The sequence below is a fragment of the Citrobacter sp. RHB20-C16 genome, assembly GCF_013890155.1.
In the GTDB taxonomy this organism is placed as follows: domain Bacteria; phylum Pseudomonadota; class Gammaproteobacteria; order Enterobacterales; family Enterobacteriaceae; genus Citrobacter_A; species Citrobacter_A amalonaticus.
On sequence record NZ_CP057630.1, the window covers coordinates 1,163,984 to 1,180,250 of the forward strand.

Annotated in this window: 14 protein-coding genes, 1 tRNA gene and 2 rRNA genes; 8 read left to right on the top strand and 9 right to left on the bottom strand. The window is 53.0% G+C overall.

All coding sequences use genetic code 11. The features are described 5' to 3' along the window. The first annotated feature begins 43 nt into the window (after positions 1–43). Entirely contained in the window at positions 44–1,351 is a 1,308-nt protein-coding gene (gene tilS / locus HVX64_RS05630; RefSeq protein ID WP_044255360.1) for a tRNA lysidine(34) synthetase TilS, read from the top strand. A gap of 28 nt (positions 1,352–1,379) precedes the next feature. On the opposite strand, the gene rof is transcribed toward tilS, so the two are convergent. Next, the gene (gene rof, locus HVX64_RS05635; protein ID WP_042323659.1) at positions 1,380–1,640 is read right to left on the bottom strand and encodes a Rho-binding antiterminator; all 261 of its coding nucleotides are present in this window, start codon (positions 1,638–1,640) and stop codon (positions 1,380–1,382) included. Beyond that, on the bottom strand, positions 1,627–1,827 hold the full coding sequence (locus HVX64_RS05640) for a YaeP family protein (protein WP_042323658.1): 201 nt from the start codon (positions 1,825–1,827) through the stop codon (positions 1,627–1,629). Before HVX64_RS05640 ends, rof begins: the two co-directional genes overlap by 14 nt. Positions 1,828–2,014: 187 nt before the next feature. Between HVX64_RS05640 and HVX64_RS05645 the strand changes: the two genes are divergently transcribed. The 3 genes from HVX64_RS05645 to nlpE are packed head-to-tail and all read left to right on the top strand — an operon-like array spanning position 2,015 to position 3,707. Next, on the top strand, positions 2,015–2,560 hold the full coding sequence (locus tag HVX64_RS05645) for a YaeQ family protein (RefSeq protein WP_044255357.1): 546 nt from the start codon (positions 2,015–2,017) through the stop codon (positions 2,558–2,560). Continuing rightward, positions 2,557–2,976, top strand: coding sequence for an alternative ribosome rescue aminoacyl-tRNA hydrolase ArfB (gene arfB / locus HVX64_RS05650; protein ID WP_044255354.1), 420 nt, complete (start codon positions 2,557–2,559; stop codon positions 2,974–2,976). The genes HVX64_RS05645 and arfB overlap by 4 nt, the downstream gene beginning before the upstream one ends. 32 nt (positions 2,977–3,008) lie before the next feature. After that, positions 3,009–3,707 carry an envelope stress response activation lipoprotein NlpE gene (gene nlpE, locus HVX64_RS05655; protein ID WP_042997849.1) on the top strand — a complete coding sequence of 233 codons (699 nt, stop codon included), beginning with the start codon at positions 3,009–3,011 and terminating at the stop codon, positions 3,705–3,707. A gap of 78 nt (positions 3,708–3,785) precedes the next feature. On the opposite strand, the gene HVX64_RS05660 is transcribed toward nlpE, so the two are convergent. From HVX64_RS05660 to metN, 7 genes are all read right to left on the bottom strand, one after another. After that, a complete protein-coding gene (locus HVX64_RS05660; RefSeq protein WP_044255351.1) occupies positions 3,786–4,610 on the bottom strand; it encodes a YaeF family permuted papain-like enzyme in 825 nt (274 codons plus the stop codon). A 53-nt stretch (positions 4,611–4,663) separates the two neighbouring features. Beyond that, positions 4,664–6,382, bottom strand: coding sequence for a proline--tRNA ligase (gene proS, locus HVX64_RS05665; protein ID WP_042997847.1), 1,719 nt, complete (start codon positions 6,380–6,382; stop codon positions 4,664–4,666). 111 nt (positions 6,383–6,493) lie between these two features. Continuing rightward, positions 6,494–7,201, bottom strand: coding sequence for a tRNA (N6-threonylcarbamoyladenosine(37)-N6)-methyltransferase TrmO (tsaA, locus tag HVX64_RS05670; protein WP_044255345.1), 708 nt, complete (start codon positions 7,199–7,201; stop codon positions 6,494–6,496). Beyond that, the gene (gene rcsF / locus HVX64_RS05675) at positions 7,198–7,602 is read right to left on the bottom strand and encodes an Rcs stress response system protein RcsF (protein ID WP_042323642.1); all 405 of its coding nucleotides are present in this window, start codon (positions 7,600–7,602) and stop codon (positions 7,198–7,200) included. Before rcsF ends, tsaA begins: the two co-directional genes overlap by 4 nt. 118 nt (positions 7,603–7,720) lie before the next feature. Next, positions 7,721–8,536, bottom strand: a complete 816-nt coding sequence (gene metQ / locus HVX64_RS05680) for a methionine ABC transporter substrate-binding lipoprotein MetQ (protein WP_042997845.1) — start codon at positions 8,534–8,536, stop codon at positions 7,721–7,723. A 39-nt stretch (positions 8,537–8,575) separates the two neighbouring features. Further along, positions 8,576–9,229 carry a methionine ABC transporter permease MetI gene (locus tag HVX64_RS05685; RefSeq protein ID WP_042323638.1) on the bottom strand — a complete coding sequence of 218 codons (654 nt, stop codon included), beginning with the start codon at positions 9,227–9,229 and terminating at the stop codon, positions 8,576–8,578. Then, entirely contained in the window at positions 9,222–10,253 is a 1,032-nt protein-coding gene (metN, locus tag HVX64_RS05690) for a methionine ABC transporter ATP-binding protein MetN (RefSeq protein ID WP_042997844.1), read from the bottom strand. The genes HVX64_RS05685 and metN overlap by 8 nt, the downstream gene beginning before the upstream one ends. A gap of 189 nt (positions 10,254–10,442) precedes the next feature. Between metN and gmhB the strand changes: the two genes are divergently transcribed. From gmhB to HVX64_RS05710, 4 genes are all read left to right on the top strand, one after another. After that, a complete protein-coding gene (gene gmhB / locus HVX64_RS05695; RefSeq protein WP_042997843.1) occupies positions 10,443–11,009 on the top strand; it encodes a D-glycero-beta-D-manno-heptose 1,7-bisphosphate 7-phosphatase in 567 nt (188 codons plus the stop codon). A 370-nt stretch (positions 11,010–11,379) separates the two neighbouring features. Beyond that, positions 11,380–12,921, top strand: a 16S ribosomal RNA gene (locus tag HVX64_RS05700). A gap of 86 nt (positions 12,922–13,007) precedes the next feature. Beyond that, a tRNA-Glu gene (locus HVX64_RS05705) sits at positions 13,008–13,083 on the top strand. Between the two features lie 196 nt (positions 13,084–13,279). Next, a 23S ribosomal RNA gene (locus tag HVX64_RS05710) occupies positions 13,280–16,185 on the top strand. The 16S and 23S rRNA genes sit together here with 1 tRNA gene alongside, the layout of an rRNA operon. Positions 16,186–16,267: the final 82 nt, after the last annotated feature.

The following is a 16,267-nucleotide window of genomic DNA, read 5'->3' on the forward strand; positions in this document are numbered from 1 at the left end:
TTGCCCGGTAACGTGCCGGGCAACGTCACTGTAAATAACCGCTATGACAACACTCACGCTGAACACCTCGCTTATCACTTCCCGACAGATACTGGTCGCCTTTAGCGGCGGTCTGGACTCTACCGTGCTTTTACACCAACTGGTGCAATGGCGGATGCAACAACCGACCCTCTCGCTTCGCGCCATGCACATCCATCATGGACTTAGCGCTCACGCCGATGAGTGGGTGGCACACTGTGAAGCCATCTGCGCGCAATGGCAGGTTCCGCTGGTGGTGGAGCGGGTCACGTTGGTGGACGCCGGGCTGGGAATCGAAGCGCAGGCCCGGCAGGCGCGGTATCAGGCATTTGCCGATGCGCTATTGCCCGGTGAGGTGTTGGTGACTGCCCAGCATCTTGACGATCAGTGTGAAACCTTTTTGCTGGCGCTCAAACGCGGCAGCGGACCGGCTGGGCTGTCTGCAATGGCGGAGAGTGCTGCGTTTGCGGGCACGTTACTCATTCGTCCGTTTTTGACACAACCCCGTGCGGCACTGGAGCAATGGGCAAGGCAACATCAGCTTCGCTGGATTGAAGATGAAAGCAATCAGGATGACGCCTACGATCGCAACTTCCTGCGTTTGCAGGTTCTGCCGCTTCTGCAACAGCGCTGGCAGCATTTCGCTGACGCCACGGCACGCAGCGCAGCGCTGTGTGCTGAACAAGAGAGTCTGCTGGATGAACTGCTTGCCGATGAACTGTCTTCTTGCACCACAGATAACGGCACGCTGGAGTTAACGCCGCTCATGGCGATGAGCCGTGTCCGGCGCGCTGCGCTACTTCGCCGCTGGCTGGCGGCGAAAAATGCGCCGATGCCTTCACGCGATGGACTGGAACGTCTCTGGCAGGAGGTGGCGCTGGCGCGTGAAGATGCGTCACCGTGCCTGCGTTTCGGCGAGTACGAGGTGCGGCGCTTTCAGGGACAGTTGTGGTGGATTAAATCTGTTGTCGGACAAAGTGAGACAATACTGCCCTGGCCTCGCTGGCAGTTACCGCTCACGTTGCCTGCCGGGCTGGGCCATCTGCGGTTACTGGTGGGGGACGAATTACGCGCGCCTCATGAGGATGAGCGTGTCAGTATCCGTTTTAAAGCGCCGGGAATGCTGCATATCGTTGGCCGTAGCGGTGGCCGCAAGCTCAAGAAAATCTGGCAGGAGTTGAATGTACCTTCCTGGCGACGAGATACCACGCCATTGCTGTTTTACGGCGAAACGCTGATTGCGGCTGCAGGCGTATTTGTCACGCGTGACGGCGCGGCGGGTGAGGAGTCGGGGGTGAGACTGGTGTGGGATCAAATCGGTGGAAATGCCTGATGGCGCAGCGCCACCAGGCAATATGGGTTCAGGATTCGCTAACCACCACGGTACCGATTTCCGGATGGCTGAAGCTGACAATTTTATCGAGACGAAGCTCGCGCGTTTCACCCGCAACCTCGGTGATTAGGTATTCCACGTTTTTCCGTGAAACCAAATCGTTGGCTTTCGCTTGCAAAACTTCACCATCTTTCAGTTCCAGCGTCAGTAATAAATGATGCTGGCAGGCGAGCTCAAGGTTGTCGTAGTCATCACAGTTGATGGGTTGGTATGTATCATTCATTGACATAATCGCTCACCAGTAAGTTCGCCGCAGCATACGCCGCCTTTTCCCTGACCGACTCTGAAAGGGCACTGTCTGCCGCTATTTCATTAAGCACCTTCAATACGCAACCCAGCGCATCCGGGATATACCCTAAGTCTCCGCTGGCGATTTCCGCATACCGCTTGCGTATTAACTCACAATATTTTTCCACATGCCCTCCTGTCAGCATTCTGACTTAACCGTGGATGCAAGTCTAAGCCTACGAAGATAAACTCTGTTTAGCAAGGTGACTATACCACAGCCATTCACGCAATATCAGCGCCTGATTGATGATCCCCGGACAGCCTTTTGGCTCCTTTTTCGCTACAATGGCTGCCTGATTCGAAAGGAGTTTTTCCATGGCGCTTAAAGCGACAATTTATAAAGCCGTCGTCAACGTGGCTGACCTTGACCGCAACCAGTTTCTTGATGCGGCGTTGACGCTGGCGCGTCACCCCTCTGAAACCCAGGAACGAATGATGTTGCGTCTGCTGGCGTGGATTAAGTATGCGGATGAGCGTCTCCAGTTTACGCGTGGCTTAAGCGCAGAGGATGAACCGGAAGCGTGGTTGCGTAACGATCATCTGGGTATCGACTTGTGGGTTGAACTGGGGCTACCGGATGAGCGCCGTATTAAGAAAGCGTGTTCGCAGGCTGCTGATGTGGCGCTGTTTGCCTACAATAGCCGGGCGGCGCAGATCTGGTGGCAGCAGAATCAAAGCAAATGCGCGCAGTTTTCGAATCTCACTGTCTGGTATCTGGATGATGAACAACTGGCCCAGCTAAGCGCCTTTGCGAGCCGTACCATGACGCTACAGGCGACAATTCAGGACGGGGAGATCTGGCTGTCTGATTCTCAGAATAATCTGGAAATTCATCTGACGCCGTGGCAACAACCGGTATGATCGTCATTTCGCGGACTGTCTCGATCCCCGACGATGAGCTGGAGATCACCGCCATTCGCGCCCAGGGCGCAGGAGGACAGCACGTCAATAAGACCTCAACGGCGATACATTTGCGTTTTGACATTCGGGCCTCCAGCCTGCCAGAGTATTATAAGGACCGTCTGCTGGCTGCCAGCCATCATCTGATTACCGCTGATGGCGTGATGATTATTAAGGCGCAGGAGTACCGCAACCAGGAACTTAACCGGGAAGCGGCGATTGCCAGACTGGTAGCGGTTATAAAAGAGCTCACCGCAGTACAAAAAAGCCGACGCGCAACCCGACCGACGCGGGCATCGAAAGAGCGAAGATTAAACTCGAAGGCGCAGAAATCCTCAGTAAAAGCCCTTCGCGGTAAAGTCCGTCGTGATGACTGACGGGCAGGAATAAAATGTGATAGGGAGTCAGGGTGAAAAAAACACTACTTTCAGCGATGGCGGCATTTACGCTCTTCGCATTGATTGGCTGTAACAACCGTTCAGAGGTTGATGTTATCCAGCCGACTCAGGTTGCAGAATTAAAACCGATGCAGCAAAGCTGGCGGGGCATTCTGCCTTGTGCCGACTGCGAGGGTATTGAGACCTCACTGTTTCTGGAGAAAGATGGCACATGGGTAATGAACGAACGCTATCAGGGCGTGCGTGAAGAGCCGTCTTCTTTTGCTTCCTACGGCACCTGGGCGCGCACGGCCGATAAACTGGTGCTGACCGACAGTCAGGGTGAGAAGTCTTATTATCGCGCGAAAGGCGAAGCGCTGGAGATGTTGGATCGGGAAGGCAATCCGGTTGAATCACAGTTTAACTATACGCTTGAACCGGTGAAATCCAGTTTGCCGGTAACGCCAATGGCGATGCGTGGCATGTATTTCTATATGGCGGATGCCGCGACCTTTACCGACTGCGCAACCGGAAAGCAGGTTTCTGTTGCCAGTAACGCAGAACTGGAACGCGGTTATCTTGCGGCGCGTGGCACCAGTGAGAAACCGGTGCTGTTGTCCGTCGAAGGGCACTTCACGCTGGAGGCGAATCCGGATACCCATGAGCCGGTGAAAACGCTGATGGCCGATAAAGAGATTAAATTTATTCCGGGTAAGAGCTGCACCGACTGAGTGATGGACTCAATGATAGCTGTCCGGGTGACTGGACAGTTATCGTCTTACCCGCAGTTTTGCTATTGTGTATCGCGCTTAACGCGTCAGTCCTACAAAACGTCCCGTCTTGATATAAATCCCTAACTTCAAATGACCGACATAGCGTAGCTGCGTTTCTGGCTTAAATGCGGCAACGTCGCCTTCCCGCATGTGCATCAGGTCAGCAGGGCTGATCCAGCCCGATTGCGCCAGGGTTAGCGGATGTCCCGCTTTGGTAAACGCATCAGTGACGAATTCGGAGCAAAACCACGCCGTTTTTTCTCCCTCGCGGGGATCGCTCAACTGCGCTTTCGCCAGCCCGCTGACGCACTGTTGCCGGAAATCCGCAGAGAAGGGGTTTAGCGAACACATCTGGCGAGTCACCATAAACGGAATGAATTCCACGATACCGCGATAGTTATAGCCGCTGTCTTTGATTTTATAGGCGAAGGTTTTGATCTCAGCGGCCTGTTGCGGAGTCAGCTCCGGGACTCTCAGGGCAAAAAGTTTATCACTGTGTTTCATCGCCTGTTTGAGTGACACGATTTGTACCCCAGCACCGGTGGCTTCTGCGACTTCATTATCGCCCAGATAGACGGCAACATGGCTTACGGAAGCATTGCTGAACGCGCGGATGCCTAATGAGGTCACCCCGAGGCTGGAGGAGAACAACAGATCGCCTGGCTTAAGGTCGGTATCGGTAATTTCGACGAGTGCTTTATTCGTAAATGAGCTCTGGCGCTGGAATGTAACCGCCCATTTTTTGGATTGTGCATCAATGGCGGCGGCGGATTTATTCGGTGGGCTGACGTCAACGGTGCAGGCCGAAAGCAAAAGAAGGCAAGGGAGGAACAGGCGGTAATACGCCGTGAGTTTAGCCATTTTATACAATCCATGTAAAAAAGAGGCCCTGAAAATCAGAGCCTCTTATGACATCAGCCTTTAATCTGTTTAACCAAATAGTTGACGATGTCGCCGGTTTTTATCAACTGTTTCTCGCCATTGCGACGGTATTTGTATTCAATATCGTCGTTGTCGAGGTTACGGTCGCCCAGCACGATAGTGTGCGGAATACCGATCAGTTCCATATCGGCGAACATCACGCCTGGGCGCTCTTTACGGTCGTCCATCAGCACTTCGATGCCCTGCGCACGCAGTTCGGCATACAGTTTTTCCGCCAGTTCCTGCACACGATAGGACTTGTGCATGTTCATCGGCAGAATCGCCACCTGGAACGGCGCGATAGCGTCAGGCCATACGATCCCGCGCTCGTCGTAGTTCTGCTCAATAGCCGCTGCTACCACGCGTGTGACCCCGATACCGTAACAACCCATAGTCAGGATCTGGTTGCGGCCATCTTCACCCTGGACGGCGGCTTTCATTGCTTCCGAGTACTTGGTGCCCAACTGGAAGATATGACCGACTTCGATACCGCGTTTGATCAGCAACGTGCCTTTTCCATCCGGGCTTGGATCGCCGGCGACGACGTTACGGATATCAGCGACTTCCGGGGTTGCGACATCGCGATCCCAGTTAATGCCGAAGTAATGCTTACCATCCACGTTAGCGCCTGCCGCGAAATCACTCATTGCGGCAACGGTACGGTCAATAATCACCGGCACTGGCATGTTTACCGGGCCCAAAGAACCCGGACCGGCATTCACCAGCGCGCGGATCTCTTCTTCGGTTGCAAACGTCAGCGGGCTGGCAACCTGCGGCAGTTTTTCCGCTTTGACTTCGTTCAATTCGTGATCGCCGCGAACCAGCAGTGCGACCAGCGGAGACTTGCTGTCTTCCACGGCTTTCACCAGCAGGGTTTTCACGGTTTTCTCGATTGGCAGACTAAACTGTTCAACCAGCTCGGCGATAGTTTTTGCGTTCGGCGTATCAACCAGCGTCATTTCTTGCGTTGCAGCGGCGCGCGGCGCTTTTGGCGCAACGGCTTCCGCAAATTCAATGTTGGCCGCGTAGTCAGAGGAATCAGAGAAGATCACATCGTCTTCGCCGCTCTGTGCCAGTACCTGGAATTCGTGCGAGGCGCTGCCGCCGATAGAACCGGTGTCAGCCTGTACCGCGCGGAAATCCAGCCCCATGCGGCTGAAGATCTTGCTATAAGCCGCGTACATCGCGTCGTAGGTTTCCTGCAGAGATTCCTGAGAAGTATGGAAAGAGTACGCATCTTTCATCAGGAATTCACGGGAGCGCATCACGCCGAAACGCGGACGCACTTCGTCACGGAATTTAGTCTGAATCTGGTAGAAGTTCAGCGGCAGCTGTTTGTAAGAGCTGAGCTCGTTACGAATCAGATCGGTGATCACTTCTTCATGCGTTGGGCCAAGTACGAACGGACGATCGCCACGGTCAGCAATACGCAGCAGTTCCGGACCGTACTGTTCCCAACGACCACTCTCTTGCCACAGTTCAGAAGGTTGAACCACCGGCATTAACACCTCGATCGCACCGGCGTTGTTCATCTCTTCACGCACGATGTTCTCAACTTTTTTCAGGACGCGCACGCCGGTCGGCAGCCAGGTGTATAACCCGGAGGCCAGCTTGCGGATCATCCCGGCGCGTAGCATCAGCTGGTGGCTGATCACCTCGGCGTCGGCAGGTGTCTCCTTCAGAGTGGAGAGCAGATATTGGCTAGTACGCATGTTGTTACGGTTCCAGTTGAACGATCGAACAGGCTCAATGTGAGCCTGACACAAAAAAAAGTAACTCAGTTTACCAGCGAGAAAGGGATGTCAAAAGAGAAGGGAGTGAAATTAGCGGGGTTCAAGCGCAAAGACTTCAAAACCCGTCTCGGTTACGCGCCAGCGCACGTTGAAATCATGCAGCCAGACAGCATAATTTTTACCGGTCTCTTCCCCTTTTCGATAGGCAGGACGCGGATCCTGCGCCAACACATCACGAATAAACGTCTTCAGCAGGGGATAACGTTTTTCCAGCGCGGGAAACTGTTGCTCAATCTCGTCGGTAAAACTCACCGACATTTCGGCTTGCGGTGCCTGTTGCGCGTAGCTGGCGGTCGCATTCGGTAGCGATTCCGCGAACGGCAGGTAAGGCTTGATATCGATGACCGGCGTACCGTCAACCAGATCCAGACTGCCCAGTTGCAGAATGACCTGATCTTTCTGACAGACAACGCCTTTCAGTTCAACCAGCGACATGCCGACGGGATTGGGGCGAAATGTTGAGCGCGTAGCAAATACGCCCATCCGCGCATTGCCGCCAAGACGAGGCGGGCGCACGGTGGGGTGCCATCCCCCTTCCATCGTCTGATGGAAAACAAAGATCACCCATAAGTGGCTGAATGCTTCAAGACCGCGTACCGCATCGGCCTGATTGTAAGGAGACAGCAGGTGCAGTTCGCCGTTGACGCTTTTTACCAGCCCTGGCTGGCGGGGAACGGCGAACTTCTCTTTGTAAGGCGAGCGAATGACACCGATTTGCTCAAACTGAAAATGACTCATTTAGCCGAGATGTTGAGCGCAGAACCAATGCAGACAGCCTGACGATAACAACCCGGCGTCCCGCTGGTGACTTCACAGCTATGCAGTAACACGGCATTGGCTTTCATTTTTGACGCATTAATCTGCATGCGTTTACGTGCTGTCGGGATGTTCGGCGGAGAGTCCTGGTTAGAGGCCTGACAGGATTCACCGGTCACTTCACCGAGATCGCGGAACGGCTTGCCGACCAGATCTTCAGCATTGGTGTAAATTCTGACGGGAACAGCGCGCGGCGCTTTCGGTTTTTCCGGCTCCGCTTTTGGCGGGGTTGCGGTGCTTTGAACGGGTTCAACAGGGGATCTGCTTAGCATGGAACAGCCGCTCAGCATGAGTGCCAATAAACAGATCGGTAAAGCACGCATAATATTTCCTCAATGAATGATCTAACTGTCACATATTGAATCAGGAGCTTGCATAAATGACAAGACGGGCAAACGCCCGTCCTGAATGATATTACAGATTGTGAAAAGCGCCTAAAAATTACCAGCCCTTAACAGCACCACCGTTGAAGACTTTATTGGCGGCTTCGTAAACTTCGTCAGACTGATAGGCCTGAACGAATTTCTTCACGTTCTCCGCGTCTTTGTTATCTTCACGGGTCACGATCAGGTTGACGTACGGGGAATCTTTATCTTCAACGAAGATACCGTCTTTCGCCGGCGTCAGGTTGATCTGGCTGGCATAAGTGGTGTTGATTACCGCCAGAGCAATTTGCGCATCGTCAAGAGAACGCGGCAACTGAGGGGCTTCCAGTTCAACAATTTTCAGATTTTTCGGGTTCCCGACGATATCCAGTGAGGTCGGCAGCAGACCCACGCCATCTTTAAGTTTGATCAGACCGACTTTTTGCAGCAGCAGCAGAGAACGGCCCAGGTTGGTTGGATCGTTCGGAACCGCTACCTGTGCGCCATCCTGAAGCTCATCCAGAGATTTGATTTTTTTAGAGTAGCCCGCAATCGGATAAACGAAGGTATTGCCTGCGGCAACCAGCTTGTATCCGCGATCTTTGATCTGCTGATCCAGATACGGTTTGTGCTGGAAGGCGTTGGCATCGATATCGCCTTTGCTCAGCGCTTCGTTCGGCAGAACGTAGTCATTGAAGGTCACCAGTTCGACGTCCAGACCGTATTTTTCTTTCGCAACTTTTTGTGCGACTTCAGCTACCTGCTGTTCCGCACCGACAATCACGCCGACTTTGATGTGGTTTGGATCTTTTTCATCCTGACCGCAACCCACGAGTGCCAGAGAACCAATCAGGGCGCCGACTGCCGCAATGGTTTTGAATTTGAACGCCATGCTTATTTCCTTAATGTGATAATTGTGTTTTGTAGAACGTTACTTGTGCGTCACAGTCCGGACGATGCGATCGCCCGCGAACTGAATTAAATAAACCAGAACAACGAGTAATACCAGTACCGTATTCATAACAGTAGCATTGTATCCAATATAGCCGTACTGATAGCCGATCTGTCCAAGACCGCCGGCACCCACGGCACCGCCCATGGCGGAATAACCAACCAGGGTAATCAGCGTAATTGTCGCAGCGTTTACCAGCCCTGGCAGGGCTTCTGGCAGCAGCACCTTACGTACAATTTGCAGCGGTGTTGCGCCCATTGCGCGGGACGCTTCAATCAGGCCGGTCGGGATTTCCAGCAGGGCGTTTTCCACCATACGGGCGATAAACGGCGCCGCGCCGACGGTGAGCGGAACAATGGCAGCCTGCAAACCGATTGATGTCCCGACAATCACACGAGTGAACGGAATCATCCATACCAGCAGAATAATGAACGGAATCGAACGGAAGATGTTCACAACCGCAGACAGTGTGCGGTAGAGCTTCGCGTTCTCAATGATTTGCCCGGGACGCGTGACGTACAGCAGCACGCCAACGGGAAGACCAATCACAAAACCAAAGAACCCGGATACGAAGGTCATCGCCAGCGTTTCCCAGACGCCACGAACCAGCAGCCACATCATCGGCTCAGACATAACCCAGTACCTCTACTTTTACATGGTGTTCCTGCAGCCAGGCGATCGCGGCTTGCGTTTCTTCTTGTGTGCCGTGCATTTCAGTCAGCATGATGCCGAACTTCACGCCGCCGGCGTAATCCATCTGCGCGCTAATAATGTTGTTATTCACGTTAAAGCGGCGCGCTGTTTCGGAAAGCAGCGGCGCATCCACCGACTGACCGGTGAATTCCATGCGCAACATCGGGACGCTGTCGGTCGTCGATTCCGCTTTGAGGCGTGCCAGATAATCTTCCGGAATATCCAGATGCAGTGTGGACTGAATAAATTTCTGCGCCAGGGGCGTTTTCGGGTGGGAAAACACTTCGCTGACGGTATCTTGCTCAATCAGCTCACCGTTGCTGATGACGGCTACGCAGTCGCAGATGCGTTTCACCACGTCCATTTCGTGCGTGATCAGTAGAATGGTCAGGCCAAGGCGACGGTTAATGTCTTTCAGCAGTTCAAGAATGGAGCGAGTAGTGGCTGGGTCCAGCGCACTGGTCGCTTCATCACACAGCAACACTTTTGGCTGACTTGCCAGTGCACGGGCGATAGCGACACGCTGTTTCTGACCACCAGACAGATTCGCAGGGTAGCTGTCGTGCTTATCACCCAAGCCAACGAGATCGAGCAGTTCCGTCACGCGGCGCTTAATTTCTTCTTTTGGGGTGTTATCGAGTTCCAGCGGCAGCGCGACGTTACCAAAAACGGTTCGGGAGGCCAGCAGGTTGAAGTGCTGGAAAATCATGCCAATCTGACGACGCGCCTTAGTCAGTTCAGATTCTGATAGCGTCGTCAGTTCCTGTCCGCCAACCTGAACGCTTCCTTCTGTCGGGCGCTCCAGCAGGTTTACACAGCGGATCAGCGTACTTTTACCTGCGCCTGAGGCACCGATAACGCCATAAATTTGTCCGGCAGGAACATGCAGGCTAACGTTATTCAACGCCTGAATGGTGCGGGTCCCCTGATGGAACACTTTGGTGATATTCGAAAGTTTAATCATTGATTATTTATTATCGTAATGAAGTTACCGTGGCATTTTCGTCTGTCTGATGCGGTCAAAAGCCGTCAACAAAATGGATGTTAAGGCATCCAGACGTCTAAATCAATCAGGGTTTCTACGATGAGCACTTTCTTGCCTGCCGAAACATGCGATACTAGCGCCACATGCCTTATTCAGGAGCTATAAAAGGTGGCAAAGTCCGTACCCGCTATTTTTCTCGACCGTGACGGCACAATTAATGTTGATCACGGCTACGTACACGAAATCGACGAGTTCGAATTTATCGACGGTGTTATTGATGCTATGCGCGAGCTTAAAACACTGGGCTATGCGCTGGTAGTTGTCACCAACCAGTCAGGGATTGCGCGCGGCAAATTTACCGAAGCGCAGTTTGAAACATTAACAGAGTGGATGGACTGGTCACTGGCCGATCGCGATGTCGACCTCGACGGTATCTATTATTGTCCACACCACCCGCAAGGCAGTGTGGAAGAGTATCGCCAGGTTTGTGATTGTCGTAAGCCGCATCCCGGTATGCTGATCTCGGCCCGCGATTTCCTGCACATTGATATGGCCGCGTCTTATATGGTGGGCGACAAATTAGAAGATATGCAGGCTGCGGCTGCGGCAGGAGTCGGGACAAAAGTGTTAGTGCGAACCGGCAAGCCCATTACTGCGGAAGCAGAAAATGCGGCAGATTGGGTATTAAATAGTCTTGCTGATCTGCCATCGGCGATAAAAAAGCAGCAAAAATAAGCATTGTGGTTAAAAGGTGAGCGGTTGAAATAAAACTGCATTTTTCCGCTTGTCTTCCTGAGTCGACTCCCTATAATGCGCCTCCATCGACACGGCGGATGTGAATCACTTCACACAAACAGCCGGTTCGGTTGAAGAGAAAAATCCTGAAAATCAGGGTTGACTCTGAAAGAGGAAAGCGTAATATACGCCACCTCGCGACAGAGCGCTAAAGCGCGTCGCAACTGCTCTTTAACAATTTATCAGACAATCTGTGTGGGCACTCAGAGTGACATGGATTCTTAACGTCGCAAGACGAAAAATGAATACCAAGTCTCAAAGAGTGAACACGTAATTCATTACGACGTTTAATTCTAGGAGCATCAAACTTAAATTGAAGAGTTTGATCATGGCTCAGATTGAACGCTGGCGGCAGGCCTAACACATGCAAGTCGAACGGTAACAGGAAGCAGCTTGCTGCTTTGCTGACGAGTGGCGGACGGGTGAGTAATGTCTGGGAAACTGCCCGATGGAGGGGGATAACTACTGGAAACGGTAGCTAATACCGCATAATGTCGCAAGACCAAAGAGGGGGACCTTCGGGCCTCTTGCCATCGGATGTGCCCAGATGGGATTAGCTAGTTGGTGAGGTAACGGCTCACCAAGGCGACGATCCCTAGCTGGTCTGAGAGGATGACCAGCCACACTGGAACTGAGACACGGTCCAGACTCCTACGGGAGGCAGCAGTGGGGAATATTGCACAATGGGCGCAAGCCTGATGCAGCCATGCCGCGTGTATGAAGAAGGCCTTCGGGTTGTAAAGTACTTTCAGCGGGGAGGAAGGTGTTGTGGTTAATAACCGCAGCAATTGACGTTACCCGCAGAAGAAGCACCGGCTAACTCCGTGCCAGCAGCCGCGGTAATACGGAGGGTGCAAGCGTTAATCGGAATTACTGGGCGTAAAGCGCACGCAGGCGGTCTGTCAAGTCGGATGTGAAATCCCCGGGCTCAACCTGGGAACTGCATTCGAAACTGGCAGGCTTGAGTCTCGTAGAGGGGGGTAGAATTCCAGGTGTAGCGGTGAAATGCGTAGAGATCTGGAGGAATACCGGTGGCGAAGGCGGCCCCCTGGACGAAGACTGACGCTCAGGTGCGAAAGCGTGGGGAGCAAACAGGATTAGATACCCTGGTAGTCCACGCCGTAAACGATGTCTATTTGGAGGTTGTGCCCTTGAGGTGTGGCTTCCGGAGCTAACGCGTTAAATAGACCGCCTGGGGAGTACGGCCGCAAGGTTAAAACTCAAATGAATTGACGGGGGCCCGCACAAGCGGTGGAGCATGTGGTTTAATTCGATGCAACGCGAAGAACCTTACCTGGTCTTGACATCCACAGAACTTGGCAGAGATGCCTTGGTGCCTTCGGGAACTGTGAGACAGGTGCTGCATGGCTGTCGTCAGCTCGTGTTGTGAAATGTTGGGTTAAGTCCCGCAACGAGCGCAACCCTTATCCTTTGTTGCCAGCGGTTAGGCCGGGAACTCAAAGGAGACTGCCAGTGATAAACTGGAGGAAGGTGGGGATGACGTCAAGTCATCATGGCCCTTACGACCAGGGCTACACACGTGCTACAATGGCATATACAAAGAGAAGCGACCTCGCGAGAGCAAGCGGACCTCATAAAGTATGTCGTAGTCCGGATTGGAGTCTGCAACTCGACTCCATGAAGTCGGAATCGCTAGTAATCGTGGATCAGAATGCCACGGTGAATACGTTCCCGGGCCTTGTACACACCGCCCGTCACACCATGGGAGTGGGTTGCAAAAGAAGTAGGTAGCTTAACCTTCGGGAGGGCGCTTACCACTTTGTGATTCATGACTGGGGTGAAGTCGTAACAAGGTAACCGTAGGGGAACCTGCGGTTGGATCACCTCCTTACCTTAAAGAACCTGCCTTTGTAGTGCCCACACAGATTGTCTGATGAAAAGTAAAAAGCAAGGCGTCTTGCCGAAGCAGACTTCAGTGTCCCCTTCGTCTAGAGGCCCAGGACACCGCCCTTTCACGGCGGTAACAGGGGTTCGAATCCCCTAGGGGACGCCACTTGCTGGTTTGTGTGAGTGAAAGTCGCCGGCCTTTGTATCTCAAAACTGACTCAGCGAGTCATGTTTGAGATATTTGCTCTTTAAAAATCTGGATCAAGCTGAAAATTGAAACGACACACTGTTAATGGTGTGTTCGAGTCTCTCAAATTTTCGCAACACGATGATGAATCGAAAGAAACATCTTCGGGTTGTGAGGTTAAGCGACTAAGCGTACACGGTGGATGCCCTGGCAGTCAGAGGCGATGAAGGACGTGCTAATCTGCGAAAAGCGTCGGTAAGGTGATATGAACCGTTATAGCCGGCGATGTCCGAATGGGGAAACCCAGTGCAATTCGTTGCACTATCGTTAACTGAATCCATAGGTTAACGAGGCGAACCGGGGGAACTGAAACATCTAAGTACCCCGAGGAAAAGAAATCAACCGAGATTCCCCCAGTAGCGGCGAGCGAACGGGGAGCAGCCCAGAGCCTGAATCAGCATGTGTGGTAGTGGAACGGTCTGGAAAGGCCGGCGATACAGGGTGACAGCCCCGTACACAAAATTGCATGTGTTGTGAGCTCGATGAGTAGGGCGGGACACGTGGTATCCTGTCTGAATATGGGGGGACCATCCTCCAAGGCTAAATACTCCTGACTGACCGATAGTGAACCAGTACCGTGAGGGAAAGGCGAAAAGAACCCCGGCGAGGGGAGTGAAAAAGAACCTGAAACCGTGTACGTACAAGCAGTGGGAGCCTCTTTATGGGGTGACTGCGTACCTTTTGTATAATGGGTCAGCGACTTATATTCTGTAGCAAGGTTAACCGAATAGGGGAGCCGAAGGGAAACCGAGTCTTAACTGGGCGTTAAGTTGCAGGGTATAGACCCGAAACCCGGTGATCTAGCCATGGGCAGGTTGAAGGTTGGGTAACACTAACTGGAGGACCGAACCGACTAATGTTGAAAAATTAGCGGATGACTTGTGGCTGGGGGTGAAAGGCCAATCAAACCGGGAGATAGCTGGTTCTCCCCGAAAGCTATTTAGGTAGCGCCTCGTGAATTCATCTCCGGGGGTAGAGCACTGTTTCGGCTAGGGGGCCATCCCGGCTTACCAACCCGATGCAAACTGCGAATACCGGAGAATGTTATCACGGGAGACACACGGCGGGTGCTAACGTCCGTCGTGAAGAGGGAAACAACCCAGACCGCCAGCTAAGGTCCCAAAGTCATGGTTAAGTGGGAAACGATGTGGGAAGGCTCAGACAGCCAGGATGTTGGCTTAGAAGCAGCCATCATTTAAAGAAAGCGTAATAGCTCACTGGTCGAGTCGGCCTGCGCGGAAGATGTAACGGGGCTAAACCATGCACCGAAGCTGCGGCAGCGACACTAAGTGTTGTTGGGTAGGGGAGCGTTCTGTAAGCCTGTGAAGGTGTGCTGTGAGGCATGCTGGAGGTATCAGAAGTGCGAATGCTGACATAAGTAACGATAAAGCGGGTGAAAAGCCCGCTCGCCGGAAGACCAAGGGTTCCTGTCCAACGTTAATCGGGGCAGGGTGAGTCGACCCCTAAGGCGAGGCCGAAAGGCGTAGTCGATGGGAAACAGGTTAATATTCCTGTACCAGGTGTTACTGCGAAGGGGGGACGGAGAAGGCTATGTTGGCCGGGCGACGGTTGTCCCGGTTTAAGCGTGTAGGTGTGTGTTCCAGGTAAATCCGGTTCACTTTAACACTGAGGCGTGATGACGAGGCACTACGGTGCTGAAGCAACAAATGCCCTGCTTCCAGGAAAAGCCTCTAAGCATCAGGTAACATCAGATCGTACCCCAAACCGACACAGGTGGTCAGGTAGAGAATACCAAGGCGCTTGAGAGAACTCGGGTGAAGGAACTAGGCAAAATGGTGCCGTAACTTCGGGAGAAGGCACGCTGATATGTAGGTGAAGCGATTTACTCGTGGAGCTGAAATCAGTCGAAGATACCAGCTGGCTGCAACTGTTTATTAAAAACACAGCACTGTGCAAACACGAAAGTGGACGTATACGGTGTGACGCCTGCCCGGTGCCGGAAGGTTAATTGATGGGGTTATCCGTAAGGAGAAGCTCTTGATCGAAGCCCCGGTAAACGGCGGCCGTAACTATAACGGTCCTAAGGTAGCGAAATTCCTTGTCGGGTAAGTTCCGACCTGCACGAATGGCGTAATGATGGCCAGGCTGTCTCCACCCGAGACTCAGTGAAATTGAACTCGCTGTGAAGATGCAGTGTACCCGCGGCAAGACGGAAAGACCCCGTGAACCTTTACTATAGCTTGACACTGAACACTGGTCCTTGATGTGTAGGATAGGTGGGAGGCTTTGAAGCGCGGACGCCAGTTCGTGTGGAGCCGTCCTTGAAATACCACCCTTTAATGGCTGGTGTTCTAACGTGGGCCCGTAATCCGGGTTGCGGACAGTGTCTGGTGGGTAGTTTGACTGGGGCGGTCTCCTCCTAAAGAGTAACGGAGGAGCACGAAGGTTAGCTAATCCTGGTCGGACATCAGGAGGTTAGTGCAAAGGCATAAGCTAGCTTGACTGCGAGCGTGACGGCGCGAGCAGGTGCGAAAGCAGGTCTTAGTGATCCGGTGGTTCTGAATGGAAGGGCCATCGCTCAACGGATAAAAGGTACTCCGGGGATAACAGGCTGATACCGCCCAAGAGTTCATATCGACGGCGGTGTTTGGCACCTCGATGTCGGCTCATCACATCCTGGGGCTGAAGTAGGTCCCAAGGGTATGGCTGTTCGCCATTTAAAGTGGTACGCGAGCTGGGTTTAGAACGTCGTGAGACAGTTCGGTCCCTATCTGCCGTGGGCGCTGGAGAATTGAGGGGGGCTGCTCCTAGTACGAGAGGACCGGAGTGGACGCATCACTGGTGTTCGGGTTGTCATGCCAATGGCACTGCCCGGTAGCTAAATGCGGAAGAGATAAGTGCTGAAAGCATCTAAGCACGAAACTTGCCCCGAGATGAGTTCTCCCTGACCCTTTAAGGGTCCTGAAGGAACGTTGAAGACGACGACGTTGATAGGCCGGGTGTGTAAGCGCAGCGATGCGTTGAGCTAACCGGTACTAATGAACCGTGAGGCTTAACCTTACAACGCCGAAGCTGTTTTGGCGGATTGAGAGAAAATTTTCAGCGTGATTACAGATTAGATTAACCGGCGAAAGGCGGGTTA

Bases quoted from the DNA above. Each gene is read 5' to 3' on its own strand.
- arfB (WP_044255354.1), top strand. From the start codon at position 2,557: ATGATCGTCATTTCGCGGACTGTCTCGATCCCCGACGATGAGCTGGAG.
- HVX64_RS05660 (WP_044255351.1), bottom strand. From the start codon at position 4,610: ATGGCTAAACTCACGGCGTATTACCGCCTGTTCCTCCCTTGCCTTCTT.
- proS (WP_042997847.1), bottom strand. From the start codon at position 6,382: ATGCGTACTAGCCAATATCTGCTCTCCACTCTGAAGGAGACACCTGCC.
- HVX64_RS05685 (WP_042323638.1), bottom strand. From the start codon at position 9,229: ATGTCTGAGCCGATGATGTGGCTGCTGGTTCGTGGCGTCTGGGAAACG.
- rcsF (WP_042323642.1), bottom strand. From the start codon at position 7,602: ATGCGTGCTTTACCGATCTGTTTATTGGCACTCATGCTGAGCGGCTGT.
- tsaA (WP_044255345.1), bottom strand. From the start codon at position 7,201: ATGAGTCATTTTCAGTTTGAGCAAATCGGTGTCATTCGCTCGCCTTAC.
- metQ (WP_042997845.1), bottom strand. From the start codon at position 8,536: ATGGCGTTCAAATTCAAAACCATTGCGGCAGTCGGCGCCCTGATTGGT.
- rof (WP_042323659.1), bottom strand. From the start codon at position 1,640: ATGTCAATGAATGATACATACCAACCCATCAACTGTGATGACTACGAC.
- tilS (WP_044255360.1), top strand. From the start codon at position 44: ATGACAACACTCACGCTGAACACCTCGCTTATCACTTCCCGACAGATA.
- HVX64_RS05645 (WP_044255357.1), top strand. From the start codon at position 2,015: ATGGCGCTTAAAGCGACAATTTATAAAGCCGTCGTCAACGTGGCTGAC.
- metN (WP_042997844.1), bottom strand. From the start codon at position 10,253: ATGATTAAACTTTCGAATATCACCAAAGTGTTCCATCAGGGGACCCGC.